Below are 18,978 nucleotides of genomic sequence, written 5' to 3' on the forward strand. Positions count from 1 at the left end.
CTTCGCTCCTGCCGTCCGATCGGCTCAAGTACGCTTTTTGACTGATATGTCTACAGACCTCCCGCTGACCCAGCGCGCACTGACCGGGTTCGGTCGCACCGCGCCCACCGTCGCGCACGTGCTCTCCACTCCCGATGTCGATGTGATCGCCGAGGCGGTACGCCAGGTCGCCGATGCCAGCGCCGCCAGCCCCGCGCACCTGCGTCGTGGCATCGTCGCGCGCGGCCTGGGCCGCTCCTACGGTGATCACGCGTGCAACGGTGGCGGAATCGTCGTCGACATGACTCCGCTGAACAGGGTGCACTCGATCAGCGCCGAGACCGCCATCGCGGATGTCGATGCGGGTGTGAGCCTGGATCAGCTGATGAAGGCCGCGCTGCCCTTCGGCCTGTGGGTACCGGTGCTGCCCGGTACCCGCCAGGTCACCGTGGGCGGTGCCATCGGCTCGGACATCCACGGCAAGAACCATCACAGCGCCGGAAGCTTCGGAAACCACGTGGTGTCTCTGGACCTGCTGATGGCCGATGGCGAGGTACGCACCATCACCCCCGACGGACCCGACAGCGAGCTGTTCTGGGCCACCGTCGGCGGAAACGGGTTGACGGGCATCGTTGTTCGCGCACGCATCGCCATGACGCGCACCGAAACCGCCTACTTCATCGCCGACGGCGTCGCCACCCGGGACCTGGACGAGACCATCGCGGTGCACCAGGACGGCAGCGAAGACCAGTACACCTATTCCAGTGCGTGGTTCGACCTGATCAATCCGGCACCGAAGCTGGGCCGGGCGGCCGTCAGCCGCGGCAGTCTCGCGAAGCTGGATCAGCTGCCCCCGAAGCTGGCCAAGGATCCACTGAAATTCAGTGCGCCGCAACTGCCCGGCTTCCCCGACCTCTTCCCGGTCAACTTCATGATCAAACCGTCACTCATGGCGATCGGCGAGGCGTTCTACCGGATGAGCGGCAACTACCAGGGCAAGATCGTCAATCTGACGCAGTTCTACCACATGCTCGACATCACCACCGGATGGCAATACGCCTACGGCCCAGCAGGTTTCGCGCAACATCAGTTCCTGGTTCCGCCCGATGCGCTCGATGAGTTCAAGGGCATCATCCGGTGGATCCAGACCCAGGGCCAGTACTCGGCACTCAACGTCTTCAAGCTGTTCGGCCCGGGAAACAAAGCGCCACTGAGCTTCCCCATGAAGGGCTGGAACGTCGCGATGGACTTCCCCAACAAGCCCGGCGTCAACGAGTTCCTCAACGAGCTCGACACCCGCGCCATGGAGTTCGGCGGCCGGGTCTACACCGCCAAGGATTCCCGGGTGAGTGCCGAGAAGTTCCACAAGATGTACCCGCGCGTCGACGAGTGGATCGCCACCCGGCGCAAGGCCGACCCCCACGGCGTGTTCGCCTCCGATATGGCCCGCCGCCTCGAGCTGCTCTAGAAAGGCTTCCGCCCCACAATGATTGACGCAACGGGTAACCCCCAGACCATCCTGCTACTCGGCGGCACCTCGGAGATCGGCCTGGCCATCGTCGAGCGCTACCTCAAGAACGCGCACGCGCGCGTCATCCTGGCCGACCTGCCCAACGCGCCCAAGCGCGCGGCCGCCATCGCACAGATCGAGGCTGCCGGAGCAAAGTCCGTCGAGTACCTGGACTTCGATGCCGTCGATACCGCCAGCCACCCCGCTCTGATCGAATCCGCCTGGGCACAGGGCGATGTAGATGTCGCCATTGTCGCCTTCGGCGTCCTCGGCGATGCCGAGGAACTCTGGCAGAACCAGGCCAAGGCGGTGCTGAGCGCACAGGTCAACTACACCGCCGCCGTCTCCGTCGGCGTGCTGATCGGCCAGAAGATGAAGGCACAGGGCTTCGGTCAGGTCATCGCGATGTCCTCGGTCGCCGGTGAGCGAGTGCGCCGCTCCAACTTCGTCTACGGCTCAACCAAGGCCGGGCTCGACGGGTTCTACCTCGGTCTCGGAGAAGCCCTGCGCGAGTTCGGTGTTCGCGTACTGGTGGTACGCCCGGGCCAAGTGCGTACCACCACGACGATCGAACACTGGAAGGCCACCGGCGCCAAGGAGGCACCGTTCACCGTCGACAAGGAAGAGATCGCCGAGCTGGTGGTGGCTTCGGCCGCCGCGGGCAAGGAGCTGATCTGGGCGCCCGGTCAATGGCGCTTTGTGATGTCGGTACTGCGCCACGTTCCTCGCCCCATTTTCCGCAAGCTGCCTGTCTAGGCGCGAGATGACGGCCCAGACAGCAGAGGCGTCACGTCGGCACGTTTTAGACACCACCAAGGACCTGGCGCTTGCTGCCGTCACAGCCTCGGCGGTCAGTGTCGTCGCACTCCTCGCGATCGCCCGGGTGGAGTGGCCGGCCTTCGGATCGTCAAACCAGCTGCACGCCCTGACCACGGTCGGGCAGTTCGGCGCCATCGCCGGACTGGTACTTGCCGGGGCTCTCTGGCGCAGAGGACGCCAGGCCTTCGCGAAAATGCTTTCCCTGCTCTTCTTGTCGACGTTCACCGTCGTGACGCTGGGGATGCCACTGGGAGCCACCAAGCTGTACCTGTTCGGGGTCTCGGTGGACCAGCAGTTCCGCACCGAGTACCTGACACGGTTCACCGACTCGCCCGCGCTGCACGATATGACCTACCCGGACATGCCACCGTTCTATCCGGCAGGCTGGTTCTGGATCGGCGGGCGCCTGGCGGCGCTCACCGGCACCGCAGGCTGGGAGATGTACAAGCCGTGGGCCATCACCTCGCTGGCGATCGCGGTATGTGCGGCATTCGTTTTGTGGAACAAGATGATTCGCTTCGAGTACGCGCTCATCGTGACTACTGCGACGGCCGCCGTCACACTCGCGTACACGTCCGCCGAGCCGTACGGCGCCATCATCACGGTGCTGCTGGCGCCGGTACTTGTGCTCGGCTACAGCGGATTACGCGCACCCGCAGGCAGCGGCTGGGCAGCGGTGGCCGGTGTCGGCGTATTCCTGGGGTTCGCGGCGCTGTTCTACACACTGCTCACCGCGTACGGCGCGTTGGCCATCACCGTGGCCGCCAAGGTAGTGGCGATCAGCCGCATCCGGCGGGACGGTTGGTGGCCCGCCGTCAAGGAGCCCCTGCTGCGCTGGCTCGCCATCGCGGGCATCGCCATCGCGGTGGCGCTGGTGTTCTGGGGCCCCTACCTGATCGCGGTCTCCCGGGCCTCTCTGGAAAAGGCGGCATCGGCACAGCACTACTTGCCCAATGACGGTGCCGAACTGGCCTTCCCGATGCTGCAGCCCACCATGCTCGGCGGGCTGTGTCTGCTCGGAACGGTCTGGCTGGTGGTGCGGGCACGAACCTCGGCGCGGGCCGGTGCGCTGGCCATTGGCGTGGGGTCTGTCTATCTGTGGTCGCTGCTCTCGATGCTGGCCACCCTCGCCAAGACCACCCTGCTCTCCTTCCGGCTCGTGCCCACCCTCACTGTGCTGCTCGCCGCGGCGGGCGTGTTCGCCTTCATCGAAGTCGCCGCTTGGGCCGCGGTGCGCGCCAAATCCGCGACGATCGTGGCCGCCGTGATCGGCCTGGCCGGCGCGCTGGCTTTCAGCCAGGACATCCCCAATGTGCTCCGCAATGACATCGTCATCGCGTATGCCGATACCGACGGCACCGGACAACGCGCCGACCGCCGCCCGCCCGGCCCGGAAAGTCACTACGGCGCCATCGACAAGGCGATCACCGAGATCACCGGCAAGCCGCGCGATGAGGTCGTGGTGCTCACCGCCGACTACAGCTTCCTGGCGTTCTACCCCTACTACGGTTTCCAGGGGCTCACCCCGCACTACGCGAATCCGCTGGCCCAGTTCGACAAGCGCGCGGCCGCTATCAAGAGCTGGGAAGACCTGCACACCGCCGACGAAATGATCCGTGCACTGGACGCGCTGCCCTGGCGGGCACCGACCGTGCTGCTCATGCGCCAAACCGGTGACAACTACTCCCTGCGACTCGCCAAGGACGTCTACCCCAACCAGCCGAACGTGAAGCGGTACACCGTCACACTGAATAAGCAGCTATTCGCCGACCCGCGGTTCACCGTGCGCACCATAGGGCCCTTCGTCCTGGTTGTGCGGGTCCCCTCTAAGTAGCCAACTAACATCTTCCTCCGTGACGGTTCAGGGCAACGCGACGGAGAAGGTCGCCGGCAACGGCGACGGCGACTACCGCAGGGCCCGGCTGATCGCGATCGTCACCGGTTTTCTTGGCGCAGTGTTGGCCATTGCCACTCCGCTGCTGCCGGTCCGGCAGGACACCGCTGAGCTGAACTGGCCGCAGAACGGCACCCTCACCAGTGTTGACGCGCCCCTCATCGGGTACGTACCCACTGACCTCACGATCACCGTGCCCTGCGCGGCGGCCAAGGGGCTCGAGGGCCACAACACCGTGCTGCTCTCGACCGTGCCCAAGCAGGCGCCCAACGCGGTGGACCGCGGCATGCTGATCCAGCGCATCGGCGGCGACCTCGTGGTGATCGTGCGCAATGTGCCGGTGGTCTCTGCCCCCCTGTCCGAGGTCACCGGCCCCAACTGCCAACAACTCCAAGTCATCGCGCATTCGGACAAGGTGACCGGCCAGTTCGTCGGCCTGACGCAAGGTCCCAAGGACGCCAAACCCGGACAGCCTCGCGCCGGGGAGCGCGGCGGGTACGACTTCCGGCCCCAGATCGTCGGCGTGTTCACCGACCTGTCCGGACCCGCCCCCGCAGGCCTGCACCTCTCCGCCACCGTCGACACCCGCTACAGCAGCTCCCCCACCGTCATCAAGTTCATCGCGATGATCCTGGGCGTCCTGCTGACCGGCATCTCGCTGATCGCGCTGCACACTCTCGATACGGCCGACGGGCGCAAGCACAAGCGCTTCATGCCCGAGGGCTGGTGGAAGCCCAGACCGCTCGACGCGCTGGTCGGCGCGGTACTGGTGTGGTGGCACTTCGTGGGCGCCAACACCTCCGATGACGGCTACATCCTCACCATGGCCCGCGTCGCGGAGCACTCGGGCTACATGGCCAACTACTACCGCTGGTTCGGCACCCCCGAGTCGCCGTTCGGCTGGTACTACGACCTGCTGACCCTCTGGGCGCACATCAGCACCGCCAGCGTCTGGATGCGGCTGCCCACCCTGATCATGGGCGTGCTCTGCTGGGCCGTCATCAGCCGCGAGGTGATCCCGCGACTGGGCCACGCCGCGCGCACCAATCCGGTGGTGCCATGGACGGCGGCCGCGATGTTCCTGGCGTTCTGGCTGCCGTTCAACAACGGCCTGCGACCCGAACCGATCATCGCCGTCGGCATCCTGTTGACGTGGTGCTCGGTCGAACGATCGATCGCCACCAACCGGCTCCTTCCCGCCGCGGTCGCATGCATCATCGGTGCGCTCACCCTGTTCTCCGGACCAACGGGTATCGCCTCCATCGGTGCGTTGTTGGTCGCGATAGGACCACTACGAACCATCGTGGGCAAGCGCGCCAAACGATTCGGCTATGCCGCGCTGCTGGCACCGATCCTGGCGGCCGGACTGGTCACGTTGATCGTCATCTTCCGGGATCAAACCCTGGTCGGTGAGATCCAGGCCAACGCGCTCAAGTCGGCCGTGGGACCGTCGTTGAACTGGTTCGACGAACACGTGCGCTACGAACGGCTGTTCCTGCCCACCACAGACGGCGCGATCTCCCGGCGATTCCCGGTGCTGGCCCTGCTCATCGCGCTCGGCGTGGCCGTGGCGATGACATTGCGCAAGAACAAGATCCCCGGCACCGCAAGCGGCCCCAGCCGGCGGATCATCGGCATCACGCTGATCTCGTTCATCGCGATCATGTTCACTCCCACCAAGTGGACACACCACTTCGGGGTGTTCGCGGGCCTGGCAGGATCACTGGGCGCGCTGGCCGCCGTAGCCGTGACCGCCGCAGCGATGCGCTCACCACGCAACCGCACGCTGTACGCCGCCATCGTGCTGTTCGTCCTCTCCCTCTCGTTCTCCAGCGTGAACGGGTGGTGGTACGTCTCCAACTTCGGCGTGCCGTGGTCGAACTCCTTCCCGCAATGGCACTTCGGCATCAGCACCGTCTTCTTCGGACTGTCGGTGCTCGCCATTCTGACAGCGGCATGGATGCACTTCACCGGCCGAGACCACCCCGGCCGCACACCCGTGCATCCGGTGCTGGCACGCATCGCCGAGTCTCCTCTGGCCGTCGGCACCTGGATCGTCGTCATCTGGTCGGTCTTCTCGCTGACCGCGGGCATGGTCAACCAGTACCCGGCCTGGTCCGTCGGACGTTCCAACCTCGACGCACTGCGCGGAAACGGCTGCGGGCTGGCCAACGACGTGCTGGTCGAGGAGGATCCGAACGCCGGGATGCTGCAACCGATCGACGCCCCGATCGGGCAGGCACTGGCCGCCGATACCAACATCATGTTCGATCCCAACGGGATTCCCTCGGACGTCTCGGCCGACGAAGAGAACAACCCCCAGGCCTCGGACAGCTTCGTCGCACGCGACAAGAGCGGTAACAACGTCAACGGCAGCCAGGAGGGCACCGAGGGCGGCACCACCGTCGTCGCCGGTGTCAACGGTTCACGGGCACGCCTGCCCTTCGACCTCAGGCCCGAGACCACGCCCGTGATGGGCAGCTATCAGATCGGCAGTCAACGTCCCGCCCGGCTGCAGTCGGCGTGGTACCGGCTGCCCCCCAAGGACGCCACCAAGCCGCTGGTCGTATTGGCGGCCGCGGGCCGGTTCGACCCGGTAGAGCTGCAGGTGCAGTTCGCCGGTGAGGACGGAAAGGTCATGGGCGCCATCTCATTTGCCGACCTGGGCCCCTCCCCGGCTTGGCGAAACCTACGGATGTCTCGCGATGCCATCCCGACGAGCGCCACCCGAATCCGGTTACTGGTGACCGATGACGACTTGGCACCGCAACATTGGATCGCGGTCACCCCGCCCCGTGTGCCGTCGTTGCGTTCACTGCAGGCCGTTGTGGGCGCCGATCCGGTGTTCCTGGATTGGCTTGTGGGCCTTGCCTTCCCCTGCCAGCGTCCGTTCGACCACAAGAACGGGGTCATCGAGATCCCGAAGTGGCGCATCCTCCCCGACCGCTTCGGCGCGGAAGCCAACTCACCGGTGATGGACTACCTCGGTGGCGGCCCACTGGGCATCACCGAGCTGCTGTTGAAGGCCACTCCGGTACCGACCTATCTGCAGAACGACTGGTTCCGCGACTGGGGTGCGTTGCAACGGTTTACGCCGTATTACCGGAACGCCACCGTGGCACAGCTACAGCTCGGAACTGCTGTGCACAGCGGACTCTGGACACCCGCGCCGTTGCGTAAGAGTCGATAGCGCGCAGCATCAGCGCCGAAACCTGGCCGATTTCCGACAGAGACTGGCAACTTATCGGAAGCCAGTAGCAGGGCTCACCAACTTCAATGGGGTTGTCTCCAAAGAGATCCCAGAGGAAGGTTCCTGCGATGGTCCGGCAGTTCGCGATGGCCGTGTGTTTGACGACGTCCCTGATGGCGGCCTCCCCTGCCGTAGCCGGCAGTGAACCCTGCCCGTATCACCCGGTGAAGGTCGATCCCAAGTGCGAGCGCTCCGGCGTGGTCCGGGAGAAGTCGCCGCACAACGATTAATTCGCCGACGCTGCGTCAGCCCTCTTGAGCGCGAACAAAACCCGCGAAGCCAGGGATGGTGAACTCGAGAAGTCCGTGGCCCGCGACGGCGATCAAGCCCTTGTCGATGAGTGCGGCGCGGGCGGCGCTGATCGCCCGCGAATCCCGGCCCATGGCGGCCGCGATATCGGCCCGGCTGGCCGAGCGATCATCGGACAACGCCTGCGCCATCGCCGACAGGAAGCGCCGCTGCACCGGTGTGGCGTTGTTCCAGCGCGCGCGAAACAGCGCGTCCATATCCTCGGCGACCTGTCGGGCGGCGTGCTCCACGTCGGCGATCCGGATCTGACCCCCTGGATCCGGGTAACCGGCGCGCGCCCATGCGGCGTCGGCGTACAGCTGCAGGGTGTACGGATACCCGCTCGTCTGCGCGATAACGGCATCGAGCGCATCCGGCGCCCACCCGACTCCCGCTCCCCCGGCCGGCTTGACGAGCGCCACCCGAGACGCGTCGGCGCCAAGACGCTGCAGCGTGCGATAGGCGAATCGTTCACTGAATGTCGCCGCAGCACTGATGATCTCGGGCGTCTGCGGTAAACCCGCCGCGAACACCCCGGCGGGCAGCGCCGCGGCCTCGGCCTGCAGGTCCTGCCAGGTCACGGCCAGCGTACGAAGCCCGGCCCGGTCGGCGTCCTGGATCTCGTCGATCAGCAGCACCAGTCCGCGGTGTCCCTCCTCGCGGGCGGCCGTAACGGTCTCGACAATCAGTTCCTTGAACGACGACTCGGCCTGGCCGCCTTGCGCCGGTTTGACGGTGGCACCGATCTGGGCCACACCCGGTACGCCGGCCGTGAAGTTGACCTGATCGATGACGCGAAGCAGGCGGCCGCGTGACTTCTTCTTCCACGTCGCCCCCCGCACGCGGATCTGCGTCGCGATGGCCGACGCGAGCGGCTCATCTCCTCCGGCAGTGACCCACACCGTCACCACGCCGCGCGCCTCCGCATCGCGCTGCACCTCGCGCAATAGGGAAGTCTTTCCCACCCCACGTGGTCCGGTGTCGACGCGGATGCGCCCGATCAGCCGGCCGAGCTCGGTCATATACATCAGCCGCTCACCGATCTCGGCAAGCTGTTCCGTGCGCCCGACCACATCGCGCGCCACCTGACCTGGTGTGTACGGGCTGGGCTGCATACGTGTTCCACCTGATACTTATCGATACTGAGCTGACTTGTATCAACAAGTATCAGATGCGTCCGACAGCGTGGATACTTATTGATACTCCTACTAAGGTATCAATAAGTATCAGATGCGTCCGGTCTCAATCCGGCCAACCGGGCGCGCTGCATTGAGGCGCCCGAAGCTTCGTCACATACCATCGCCCTCGTGCCTTCGCCGCTTTCAAAGTCCGCGACAGCAGGTACAGCCCAGCGGGCACGTCTGATTTCATTGGCTGCGGCCTCCATCGGTGTGCTGTTGTGCGTGCTCGTTCCCCTGCTGCCGGTCCGCCAGTCCACCGTCGACATCACCTGGCCTCAGGGAGTCACGGCCGACGGGAATATCACCAGCATCACGGCACCGCTGGTGTCGGGCGCACCGCTGTCCTTCGAGGCGCACATCCCCTGCGCTGCCATCGCGACCTTGCCCGCCAGCGGCGGTGTGGTGCTGTCGACCAGTCCCGACGGCGGGCTCGAGGCAAGCCGGCACGCGTTGTTCGTCCGTGCGACCTCCGACCTGGTGGTAGTCGCCTTCCGCGATAACGTCGCGACGGTCGCCCCACGCAAGGCGGTGGAATCCGGTGGTTGCACCTCGCTAGACATCTGGGCCAATGCCGGCGGTGTGGGTGCCAACTTCGCCGGACTCCCCGGCGCCAACGGAACCCTGCCCATCGAGAAAAAGCCTCAGGTAACCGGCCTGTTCACCGACCTGAAGGTGCCCGCAGCGGGCGGGCCGACAGCCCACGTGGTGGTCGACACCCGGTTCATCACCAGCCCAACCGCTTTGAAGCTCGCGGCCTTGATTCTCGGCCTTGCCGCGGTGGCCATCGCCATCGGAGCACTAGCCGTACTGGACCGCGGTGCACGTAGACCCACCCGGCGCTCGTTCAAGCTGCCTGACCGCGCGGCTCTGCTGACCAACGGCGTCGCCGATGTCGGAGTCGTTGGCACACTTCTTCTTTGGCATGTCATCGGCGCCATCACCTCCGACGACGGCAATGTCCTGGTCGAGGCGCGCGTGGCCCACCAGGCCGGATACGTCACCGAGTACTACCGCTACTTTGGCGCCACGGCCTCCCCATTCGATTGGTACGCAACCCTTTTGAGCTGGCTTACGCAAGTCAGCACGGTGGGCGTCTGGATGCGCGTGCCGGCCACTCTCGCGGGTATCGGCACCTGGTACATCCTGCGCAAGAAGATGCTGCCCCGCCTCGGTGAGCAGCTCGCCGCGAGCCGCACCGCGGTATGGACCGCGGCACTGGTCTTCCTGGCTGCCTGGCTGCCCTTCAACAATGGCCTGCGGCCCGAACCGATCATCGTGTTCGGCACCGTGGTCACCTGGATCCTGGTGGAGCGCTCCATCGCGACCCGGCGCCTATCCCCCGCCGCTCTGGCTATCGTGACGGCGCTGCTCACCGCGACCGTTGCTCCGCAGGGCCTCATCGCGCTGGGACCGCTACTCGCCGGCGGACGGGCCATTGCCCGCGTGATCTCGGTGCGGCGGGTCCGGTACGGACGATTCACCCCCGTCACCGTGCTGGCGGCATCGGTCGCAGGCGTGCTGGCCTTCACCTTCCGGGACCAGACACTGGCCACGGTCGCCGAATCCGCCCGCATCAAGTACGTGGTGGGCCCGACAATCGCCTGGTATCAGGAATTTCTGCGCTACTACTTCCTGACCGTCGAATCCAATGTCGACGGCTCGCTGACACGCCGCATCGCGGCCTTCACCCTGCTGCTCTGCCTCTTCGGCACACTCGCGGTGCTACTGCGCCGCGGGGTACTTCCGGGTCTGGCCAGCGGACCGGTGTGGCGGCTCCTCGGCAGCACCGCGATCGGGCTGCTGTTACTCACCTTCACCCCCACCAAATGGGCGATCCAATTCGGCGTCTTCGCCGGGCTGGCCGGTGCACTCGGCGCGGTCGCGGCCTTCACGTTCGCCCGGGTCGGACTGCACTCACGACGCAACCTGGCGCTGTACGTCACGGCCCTGCTGTTCATCCTGGCGTGGTCGACCTCCGGCATCAACGGCTGGTTCTACGTCGGCAACTACGGCGTGCCGTGGTTCGACAAGCAACCGGTCATCGCCGGACAACCGGTCACCACGATCTTCTTGGCGCTGTCGATCGTCACCGCCCTGCTGGCCGGTTGGTTGCACTTCCGCCTGGACTACGCCGGGCACACCGAGGTCGAGAACACCCGCAGGAACCGGCTTCTGGCCTCCACACCGCTGATGATCGTGGCGGCGATCATGGTGATACTCGAGGTCTCCTCCATGGCCAAGGGGGTCTACGCACGCAGCGATACCTACACCACCGGCAAGGCCAATCTGCTGGCCCTGGCCGGCAGCCCGTGCGCGATGGCCAACGACGTCCTTGTCGAACCCGACGCCAATGAGGGCCTGTTGCAACCCGTTCCGGGCCAGCCGGCGGGCAAGTACGGACCCCTCGGCGGCACCGATCCCATCGGCTTCACCCCCGATGCGGTGGAGACCGGTATGACCTCGCTGCCCGTCATCGGCAAGCCGGGCCTGGTGAACTCCGATGCCTCACCCAACGCGCCGATCATGGAGGTCAGCGATGCGGCCGGGACCACCGGCGGTATCGGACCCGTCGGAATCAACGGCTCCAACGCACTGCTGCCGTTCGGACTCGATCCCGCCCGCACTCCGGTGATGGGTAGCTACGGCGAGAATTCGATTGCCGCGCATCTGAAGTCCTCGTGGTACGAGCTTCCCCCGCCCAGCCCGGATCGCCCACTGGTGGTGATCTCGGCCGCCGGAGCGATCTGGTCGTTCCAGCAAGACGGAACCTTCAGTCCGGAGATCAACTACGGCCAGTCACTCAAGCTGGAGTGGGGAATCCGCGACCAGAGCAGTCCCGGCGGCATCCGTGCGCTTCGCCAGGACTACCCGATCGACATTGGGCCGCAGCGAGTCTGGCGCAATCTGCGGTTCCCTACCAAGACCGCTCCTGCAGGGGCCAACGTGGTTCGGATAGTCGCCGACGACCCGAACCTGTCCAACGACCAGTGGTTGGCGTTCACCCCACCCCGGGTACCCACCCTCAAGACCGCACAGGATCTGTTGGGCTCCGACACTCCGGTGCTGCTGGATATGGCCGTGGCGCAGAACTTCCCCTGCCAGCGGCCGTTCAGCGAGCGCCTCGGGGTCGCCGAGCTGCCCAAGTTCCGGGTGATGCCCGAGCACAAGCAGGTCGCGACGTCGTCGAATATGTGGATGTCGGCCGAGGACGGCGGACCGTTCATGTTCACGACCGCGCTGCTGCGGACCTCCTCGGTTCCGGCCTATCTGCGTAATGACTGGTATCGCGACTGGGGCTCGATCGAGAAGTACGAGCCCGTCATCCCCGCAGATCTGGCACCCAACGCACAACTCACTGAGGGCACCGTCGTGGTGAACGGCTGGACCCGCAACGGACCGATTCGAGCCCTGCCATGACACAGCATTCCGTGACAGACCCCTCCCCTGAGGCCCGCAAGCTGAACATCGCACGCTGGACGGCAACCGTTTTCGGCCTGCTCGGGTTCGTATTGAGTGTCTCCATCCCCCTACTGCCGGTCGAGGTGTCCACCGCGACCCTCAACTGGCCGCAGCAGGGACAGCTGAACAACGTCACCGCGCCGCTGATCGCGCAGACACCGATGGACATGACCGCGACCGTGCCGTGCGCGGTGATCAACTCGGCACCCGCCGAGGGCGCGGTGATCCTGGGTACCGCACCTCCCGAAGGCAAAGAGGCTGCGTTACAGGGCCTGTTCGTCAAGGTCTCCAAGGAACGCGTCGACATCACCGACCGCAACGTGGTCATCGCGACCGCTCCGCGCGCCAAGGTGGCCTCGCCCGAGTGCCGGCAGATCGTCATCACCTCCTCGGACAAGGGCACATACGCGACATTCGAGGGCCTGCGCGGCGACGGTGCCGACAAGAGCACTGACCTCAAGTCGGGATTCCCCGATCCCAATCTGCGCCCGCAGATCGTCGGGGTCTTCACTCAGCTCACCGGTCCGGCTCCGGCAGGACTGAGCCTCACCGCCCATATCGACAACAGGTTCTCCTCCAGCCCAACGCTTCTCAAGCTGGCGGCGATGGTGGGCGCGATCGTCTCCACGATCATCGCGCTGCTGGCCCTGTGGCGAATCGACCAGACCGACGGTCATCGCATGCGGCGGGTCATCCCCACCCGATGGCGCCGTTTCGATCTCACCGACACCGTCATCATGAGCAGCCTGGTGCTCTGGTACGTGATCGGCGCGGGATCTTCGGACGACGGCTACCAGATGGGCATGGCGCGTACCGCCGAGCATGCCGGGTACATGGCCAACTACTTCCGCTGGTTCGGCAGCCCCGAGGATCCCTTCGGCTGGTACTACAACCTGCTGGCCATCATGACGAAGTTCAGCGATATCAGCCTGTGGATCCGGCTGCCCGACCTCGTGGCCTCACTGGTCTGCTGGCTGCTGATCAGCCGGGAAGTGCTGCCCCGCTTGGGGCCCGCCGTCGCCCGCAGCAAGCCCGCGGCCTGGGCAGCCGGCTTTGTGCTGCTCGCATCGTGGTTCCCGTTCAACAATGGCCTGCGCCCCGAGGGCCAGATCGCCGTCGGATCGCTGATCACCTGGGTGCTCATCGAACGCGCCATCACCTCGCGCCGGCTGACCCCGGCCGCGCTGGCGATCGTCACCGCGGCCTTCACCCTGGGGATCCAGCCGACGGGTCTGATCGCCGTCGCCGCCCTGCTCGCCGGTGGCCGGCCGATTCTGCGGATCATCGTGACGAAGCATCGTCAGGTGAGCACCTGGCCGTTGGTGTCGCCCATGCTGGCCGCGGGAACAGTTATCCTGCCTGTGATCTTCTCCGACCAGACCCTGGCGACGGTCGTCGAGGCCACCCGGATTCGCACCGCGATCGGTCCGTCCCAGGCGTGGTACACCGACAACCTGCGGTACTACTACATGTTCCTGCCGACCGTGGACGGCTCGGTATCGCGACGCTTCGGGTTCCTGCTCATCGCCGCGTGCCTGTTCATCGCGATGTTCATCCTGTTGCGCCGCAAGCGGGTTCCCGGTGTCGCCCGGGGACCGGCCTGGCGCGTGCTGGGCGTCGTCTTCGGCACCATCTTCTTCCTGATGTTCGCGCCGACGAAGTGGGTGCACCACTTCGGGCTCTTCGCCGCCCTGGGAGCCGCGGTGGCGGCGCTGGCCACGGTGCTGGTATCGCCCCAGGTACTGCGCTGGAGCCGCAACAGGATGGCGGTCGTAGCGACCGTGCTGTTCGTGCTGGCACTGAGCTGGGCCAGTGCGGCCGGCTGGTGGTACGTCTCGAGTTTCGGCGTGCCCTTCAACAGCAGCATGCCGAAGGTCGCCGGAATAAGCGTCAGCACAATATTTTTCGCGCTGTTCGCGCTCGCTGTGGCCTACGCGGCATGGCTGCACTTCTCACCCCGGCACGAGGACAACCGGGTGACCAGGTCCATCACCTCGGCCCCGGTGGCCTGGGCGGCCGGGTTCATGGTGCTGACGTCCATCTGCCAGCTGGCGATCGGTGTCGTTCGTCAGTACCCGTCGTATTCCAACGGCTGGGCCAACATCCGTGAACTGGCCGGCGGATGCGGGCTGGCCGACGACGTTCTGGTCGAATCCGACGCGAATGCCGGTCTGCTGCAGGCCATTGGCGCACCGTCTGGCCCCCTGGGCCCGCTCGGCGGCGCGAGTCCGTCCGGATTCACACCCGACGGAGTACCGGACAAGATCGTCGCCGAGTCGATCCGGATGAACGACTCGCGCCCGGGCACCGATTACGACTGGGACTCCAAGGACCGCAACAAGACTCCGGGAATCAATGGCTCCACCGTGCGCCTGCCCTACGGGCTGGACCCAGCGCGAGTGCCGATCGTGGGCACCTACCGGGTCGGCCCGCAACAGCAGGCAAAGGCGACCTCCGACTGGTATGAGCTACCGGCCCGTGACGCCGCCCACCCGCTGGTGGTGGTGACAGCTGCCGGAACGATTGCGGCCAAGAACGTCAAGGGCGCCGTCGCCGGGCAGACATTGGAACTGGAGTACGGCACGGCCGGACCGGACGGCACCTTCGCACCCGCCGGACGGCTGACGCCCTATGACCTTGGCCCCGCGCCGTCATGGCGCAATCTGCGCTTCGCGCGTTCGGATATCCCGGATACCGCCACCGCCGTACGCATCGTGGCCGTTGACCTCTCGCTGAGTCCGGGCGACTGGCTAGCCTTCGCCCCGCCGCGGGTGCCCGAGCTGAAGTCGTTGCAGGAGTACGTGGGTAGTGAGCGGCCGGTGCTCATGGACTGGACCGTGGGGCTCGTCTTCCCCTGCCAGCAGCCGATGCTGCACCAGTACGGGATCACCGAGATCCCCGAGTTCCGCATCACCCCGGACTACGACCAGAAGCGCAAGGACACCGATACCTGGGAGGACGGCGAGAACGGCGGCCTGCTGGGGATCAGCGATCTGCTCCTGCGCGCGCATGTGATGCCCACCTACCTGTCCAAGGACTGGGGCAGAGATTGGGGCTCGCTGCGTAAGTTCGAGACCCTCGTCGACGCCCAACCCGCCCAGATCGAGTACGGGTCCGAGGTACACAGCGGGCTGTGGAAGCCGAACAAGATCCGGATCAAGCCCTAACCCACCTCACGTAGGGGACTAGTGGTGGCCCCGTCGCCGATAGCCGTGGCCTCCTCCACCGAATAGTCCACCCATGACGCCGCGGTAGTCCTGCTGCGGTGGCGCGGGCGGATACGGTTGCGGGGCGGGTGGATACGGCTGCACGGGGGGCGCCTGGTCGATATGCGCCGACGGGCCGAAGCGTGCGGCGCCGTCCACGAACTGCTGCAGACTCTCCTGCTCCACCAGCACGGCGGCGCAGCCCGTGCATTGGAATGTGCGGACACCAAACCATTTCGTCGAGAGCATCTGCGACTCACACTTGGGACAGGTCAAGGGCTGAACGTTTGTCATGACACATGCTAGCATGCATATGTTTGCATGAATCTAAGAAAGGAAGTGGCCATGTCCACCGACGCACACGAGCACGGAGCCGGGCACTCGCATAGCCACGGCGTGAGTGCCGACGCCGATCGGAAATGGCTGACCATAGCCCTGATCCTGATCGGCGGATTCATGGCCATCGAGGTCGTCATCGGTGTGATCGCCCAGTCGCTGGCGCTGATCTCCGATGCCGGGCACATGCTGACCGACGCGGCATCGATCGTGTTGGCGCTCATTGCTATTCGCCTCGCCTCCCGCCCGGCTCGCGGCAGCTATACCTACGGACTCAAACGCGCCGAAATCCTGTCGGCACAGGCCAACGGCGTCACCCTGTTCCTGCTTGCCGCCTTCTTCATCTACGAAGGCATCCGCCGCCTTATCACTCCCCCCGAGGTGTCGGGGCTGCTTGTGTTCATCACGGCGCTCGCGGGTATCGCCGTCAATGTGGCAGCCACCTGGTGCATCAGCAAGGCCAACCGGTCCAGCCTCAATGTCGAGGGGGCCTTCCAGCACATCCTCAACGACCTGTACGCCTTCATCGCCACCGCCGTCGCCGGTGCCGTGGTGTGGCTCACCGGGTTCACCCGGGCCGATGCCATTGCCGCCCTCGTCGTCGCCGCGCTCATGCTCAAGGCCGGTTGGGGCCTGGTGCGTGAATCGGGCCGCATCTTCCTTGAAGCCGCACCGGCGAACATGGATCCCGAGGCCATCGGCACCCAACTCGCAGCGTTGCCATCCGTCGCCGAAGTGCACGATCTGCACATCTGGCAGATCACCTCCGGCCAGCCCGCACTGTCCGCCCACATCCTGGTGGCCCCCGATGCGGACTGCCATGGAATACGGCGCGACATCGAAGGGTTACTCCATACGCAGTACGACATCGACCACACCACGTTGCAGGTCGACCACGAGGACACCGAGGCCTCCACACACTGCCTCGACCCCCATGGAGAGCCGTACCGCTCGGGCGAAAGCATGTTGCCCGGCAAGGGTTAGGTATCTACTATCGTTTGTAGTAGACCAACGGAGGTCGCGATGACAGAGCTCACCACTCGCGCCGACAGATTTTTGCGGGTCGCCACCGTTGCTTTCATCATCGGCTGGGCACTGGACCTCATCGACCACCTGCGCCGCGGTATCGCGGCGGCACCGCCCACGCTCACGTACCTCTCGGCCACGCACGCAGTGCTGATCGCGATTGCGGTAACGATGATCCTGCGCCACCGCAAGCACGCCCCGGAGGCCACCGTGGTGGTGGGCACCGCCAGCGTCCTCGGGCTCGGTTATGTCCACCTCATGCCGACGTACTGGCCGGCCGTGCAAGACAGCTTCATCTCCGGTCCGCGTATCGACGTCACCTGGTTTTCCTGGATGACGATGCTGATATCGATCGCCGCCGCCATGGTGTGGGCGCACGCGGGCAGCCGCGCCCTGGTGCTGCGCGACTAAAACTCCGACAAGCAGAAGGCCCCCGCCACGCGTCGCGTGCGGGGGCCTTCTGATGGCGGATCGTTAGATCGGGGTGAGGCCGTGCTTGCGCTGCACCTTGCCGAGATTCTGCTTGTCCCGCAACAGCTTCAGCGACTGACGCAATAGCAGCCGCGTCTGATGCGGCTCGATCACGCCGTCGATGTAGCCACGCTCGGCAGCGATCCACGGCGTGGCCAGGTTTTTGTTGTACCCGTCGATGAAGTCCTGTCGGATCTTCCGCACCTCTGGAGCCGTCGGATCGGGGAATCGCTTCACCAGCAGCTGCGCGGCACCCTCGGCGCCGATCACCGCGATACGCGCTGTGGGCCAGGCGAAGTTCAAGTCGGCTGAGAGTTGCTTGGAGCCCATGACCGCGTACCCGCCGCCATAGGCCTTGCGGGTAATGATGGTTACCTTGGGCACATCGGCCTCCACCACGGCATTGAAGAACCTGCCGCCGCGCTTGATGACGCCGTTCGTCTCCTCTTCCACACCCGGCATGGCGCCCGGGGTGTCGACAACGAACACCAAAGGAAGATTGAACGAGTCACAGAAGCGGATAAAACCGGCCGCCTTGTCGGAGGCCTCGTTGCCCACCGCTCCGGACATGTGCATCGGCTGGTTGGCGATGACGCCGACCGGGCTTCCATCGACACGGGCGAACGCGGTGATCATGGACGGGCTGCGCTGGTCGGCGATTTCGAAGACGTCGCCGTCGTCGAAGATCCGCAGCAGGACCTCGTGCATGTCGTAGCCCTGGTTATCGGCATCCGGGATGATCGTGTCGAGGTACAGATCGTCCTCGGTGATCTCGGGCTCCAGGCCCGGATTCACGATCGGCGGATAGTCGAACGTGTTGGAAGGCAAGAAACTGAGGTAGTCGCGCACGTACTGGTACGCGGCCGCTTCGTCCTCGACCACCTTGTGGATGTTGCCACGCTGAGCCTGCACGTCCGCGCCGCCGAGTTCGTCGAATGTGACGTCCTCGCCGGTGACGTCCTTGATGACGTCGGGGCCCGTGATGAACATGTAGCCCTGATCGCGCACCGCGACCACGAGGTCGGTCTGGATCGGCGAATACACCGCGCCGCCGGCACACTTGCCGAAGATCAACGAGATCTCCGGAACCATGCCGCGCAGCATCTCGTGACGACGGCCCAGCTCGGCGTACCAGGCCAACGAGGTGGCGGTGTCTTGAATGCGGGCGCCCGCCGAGTCGTTGATACCGATCACCGGGCAGCCGTTGGTCGCCGCCCACTCCATGAGCTTGGCGACCTTGCGGCCGAACATCTCGCCCACGCTTCCCTGATACACCGTCTGATCGTGCGAGAAGACTGCCACCGGACGGTCGTCGATGCGGCCCAATCCGGTCACCACACCGTCGGTGTACGGGGCATTCGGATCACCTGGGGTACGCCCAAATGCGCCGAGCTCCAGGAAGCTGCCCTTGTCGAGCAGTGCGTGGATGCGGGCACGCGCACTCGGGATGCCCTTGGCATCACGCTTGGCGATGGCCTTGGCGTCACCCGGCTCTTGTGTGCGGGCAATCCGCTCACGCAGGTCGGCGACCTTCTCCGCAGTTGTATGTGGTGACACGT

The 18,978-nt window shown here is 65.6% G+C and carries 12 protein-coding genes; 9 read left to right on the top strand and 3 right to left on the bottom strand.

What is annotated here, in order from left to right; translation table 11 throughout:
- The first annotated feature begins 46 nt into the window (after positions 1–46).
- The 5 genes from AOT83_RS11130 to AOT83_RS27350 all read left to right on the top strand — a co-directional run bounded on the left by AOT83_RS11130 (position 47) and on the right by AOT83_RS27350 (position 7,682).
- The gene (locus AOT83_RS11130; protein ID WP_044104914.1) at positions 47–1,447 is read left to right on the top strand and encodes an FAD-binding oxidoreductase; all 1,401 of its coding nucleotides are present in this window, start codon (positions 47–49) and stop codon (positions 1,445–1,447) included.
- A gap of 18 nt (positions 1,448–1,465) precedes the next feature.
- Entirely contained in the window at positions 1,466–2,245 is a 780-nt protein-coding gene (locus AOT83_RS11135) for a decaprenylphospho-beta-D-erythro-pentofuranosid-2-ulose 2-reductase (protein ID WP_030096096.1), read from the top strand.
- Positions 2,246–2,252: 7 nt separating this feature from the next.
- On the top strand, positions 2,253–4,142 hold the full coding sequence (locus tag AOT83_RS11140; protein ID WP_057965343.1) for a galactan 5-O-arabinofuranosyltransferase: 1,890 nt from the start codon (positions 2,253–2,255) through the stop codon (positions 4,140–4,142).
- Positions 4,143–4,161: 19 nt separating this feature from the next.
- On the top strand, positions 4,162–7,392 hold the full coding sequence (locus tag AOT83_RS11145) for an arabinosyltransferase domain-containing protein (protein WP_057965344.1): 3,231 nt from the start codon (positions 4,162–4,164) through the stop codon (positions 7,390–7,392).
- A 128-nt stretch (positions 7,393–7,520) separates the two neighbouring features.
- A complete protein-coding gene (locus tag AOT83_RS27350; RefSeq protein ID WP_232784570.1) occupies positions 7,521–7,682 on the top strand; it encodes a hypothetical protein in 162 nt (53 codons plus the stop codon).
- 15 nt (positions 7,683–7,697) lie between these two features.
- Here the strand turns inward: AOT83_RS27350 and AOT83_RS11150 are convergent, their stop codons facing one another.
- On the bottom strand, positions 7,698–8,855 hold the full coding sequence (locus AOT83_RS11150; protein WP_057965345.1) for an ATP-binding protein: 1,158 nt from the start codon (positions 8,853–8,855) through the stop codon (positions 7,698–7,700).
- A gap of 192 nt (positions 8,856–9,047) precedes the next feature.
- On the opposite strand from AOT83_RS11150, the gene AOT83_RS11155 reads away from it, so the two are divergent.
- Both AOT83_RS11155 and AOT83_RS11160 read left to right on the top strand, forming a co-directional pair.
- A complete protein-coding gene (locus AOT83_RS11155) occupies positions 9,048–12,338 on the top strand; it encodes an arabinosyltransferase domain-containing protein (protein ID WP_057965346.1) in 3,291 nt (1,096 codons plus the stop codon).
- Complete coding sequence (locus tag AOT83_RS11160) at positions 12,335–15,547, top strand: arabinosyltransferase domain-containing protein (protein WP_057965347.1); 3,213 nt, start codon at positions 12,335–12,337, stop codon at positions 15,545–15,547. The genes AOT83_RS11155 and AOT83_RS11160 overlap by 4 nt, the downstream gene beginning before the upstream one ends.
- 18 nt (positions 15,548–15,565) lie before the next feature.
- Here AOT83_RS11160 and AOT83_RS11165 read toward each other — a convergent pair whose 3' ends face one another.
- Complete coding sequence (locus AOT83_RS11165) at positions 15,566–15,835, bottom strand: hypothetical protein (RefSeq protein ID WP_057965348.1); 270 nt, start codon at positions 15,833–15,835, stop codon at positions 15,566–15,568.
- 96 nt (positions 15,836–15,931) lie between these two features.
- Here AOT83_RS11165 and AOT83_RS11170 point away from each other — a divergent pair, with 96 nt between their 5' ends.
- The gene (locus tag AOT83_RS11170; RefSeq protein WP_030096103.1) at positions 15,932–16,906 is read left to right on the top strand and encodes a cation diffusion facilitator family transporter; all 975 of its coding nucleotides are present in this window, start codon (positions 15,932–15,934) and stop codon (positions 16,904–16,906) included.
- Positions 16,907–16,945: 39 nt separating this feature from the next.
- On the top strand, positions 16,946–17,359 hold the full coding sequence (locus AOT83_RS11175) for a hypothetical protein (protein WP_030096104.1): 414 nt from the start codon (positions 16,946–16,948) through the stop codon (positions 17,357–17,359).
- Between the two features lie 63 nt (positions 17,360–17,422).
- Here the strand turns inward: AOT83_RS11175 and AOT83_RS11180 are convergent, their stop codons facing one another.
- Positions 17,423–18,976: an acyl-CoA carboxylase subunit beta gene (locus AOT83_RS11180; RefSeq protein ID WP_057965349.1), complete on the bottom strand. Its 1,554-nt coding sequence runs from the start codon at positions 18,974–18,976 to the stop codon at positions 17,423–17,425.
- Positions 18,977–18,978 lie beyond the last annotated feature (2 nt).

This window comes from Mycobacteroides sp. H001, from assembly GCF_001440005.1.
Classification (GTDB): domain Bacteria; phylum Actinomycetota; class Actinomycetes; order Mycobacteriales; family Mycobacteriaceae; genus Mycobacterium; species Mycobacterium gwanakae.

Excerpts from the sequence above, each read along its gene's own strand:
- AOT83_RS11135 (WP_030096096.1), top strand. The coding sequence starts at position 1,466 with ATGATTGACGCAACGGGTAACCCCCAGACCATCCTGCTACTCGGCGGC.
- AOT83_RS11165 (WP_057965348.1), bottom strand. The coding sequence starts at position 15,835 with ATGCTCTCGACGAAATGGTTTGGTGTCCGCACATTCCAATGCACGGGC.
- AOT83_RS11140 (WP_057965343.1), top strand. The coding sequence starts at position 2,253 with ATGACGGCCCAGACAGCAGAGGCGTCACGTCGGCACGTTTTAGACACC.
- AOT83_RS11130 (WP_044104914.1), top strand. The coding sequence starts at position 47 with ATGTCTACAGACCTCCCGCTGACCCAGCGCGCACTGACCGGGTTCGGT.
- AOT83_RS11160 (WP_057965347.1), top strand. The coding sequence starts at position 12,335 with ATGACACAGCATTCCGTGACAGACCCCTCCCCTGAGGCCCGCAAGCTG.
- AOT83_RS11170 (WP_030096103.1), top strand. The coding sequence starts at position 15,932 with ATGTCCACCGACGCACACGAGCACGGAGCCGGGCACTCGCATAGCCAC.
- AOT83_RS11150 (WP_057965345.1), bottom strand. The coding sequence starts at position 8,855 with ATGCAGCCCAGCCCGTACACACCAGGTCAGGTGGCGCGCGATGTGGTC.
- AOT83_RS27350 (WP_232784570.1), top strand. The coding sequence starts at position 7,521 with ATGGTCCGGCAGTTCGCGATGGCCGTGTGTTTGACGACGTCCCTGATG.
- AOT83_RS11175 (WP_030096104.1), top strand. The coding sequence starts at position 16,946 with ATGACAGAGCTCACCACTCGCGCCGACAGATTTTTGCGGGTCGCCACC.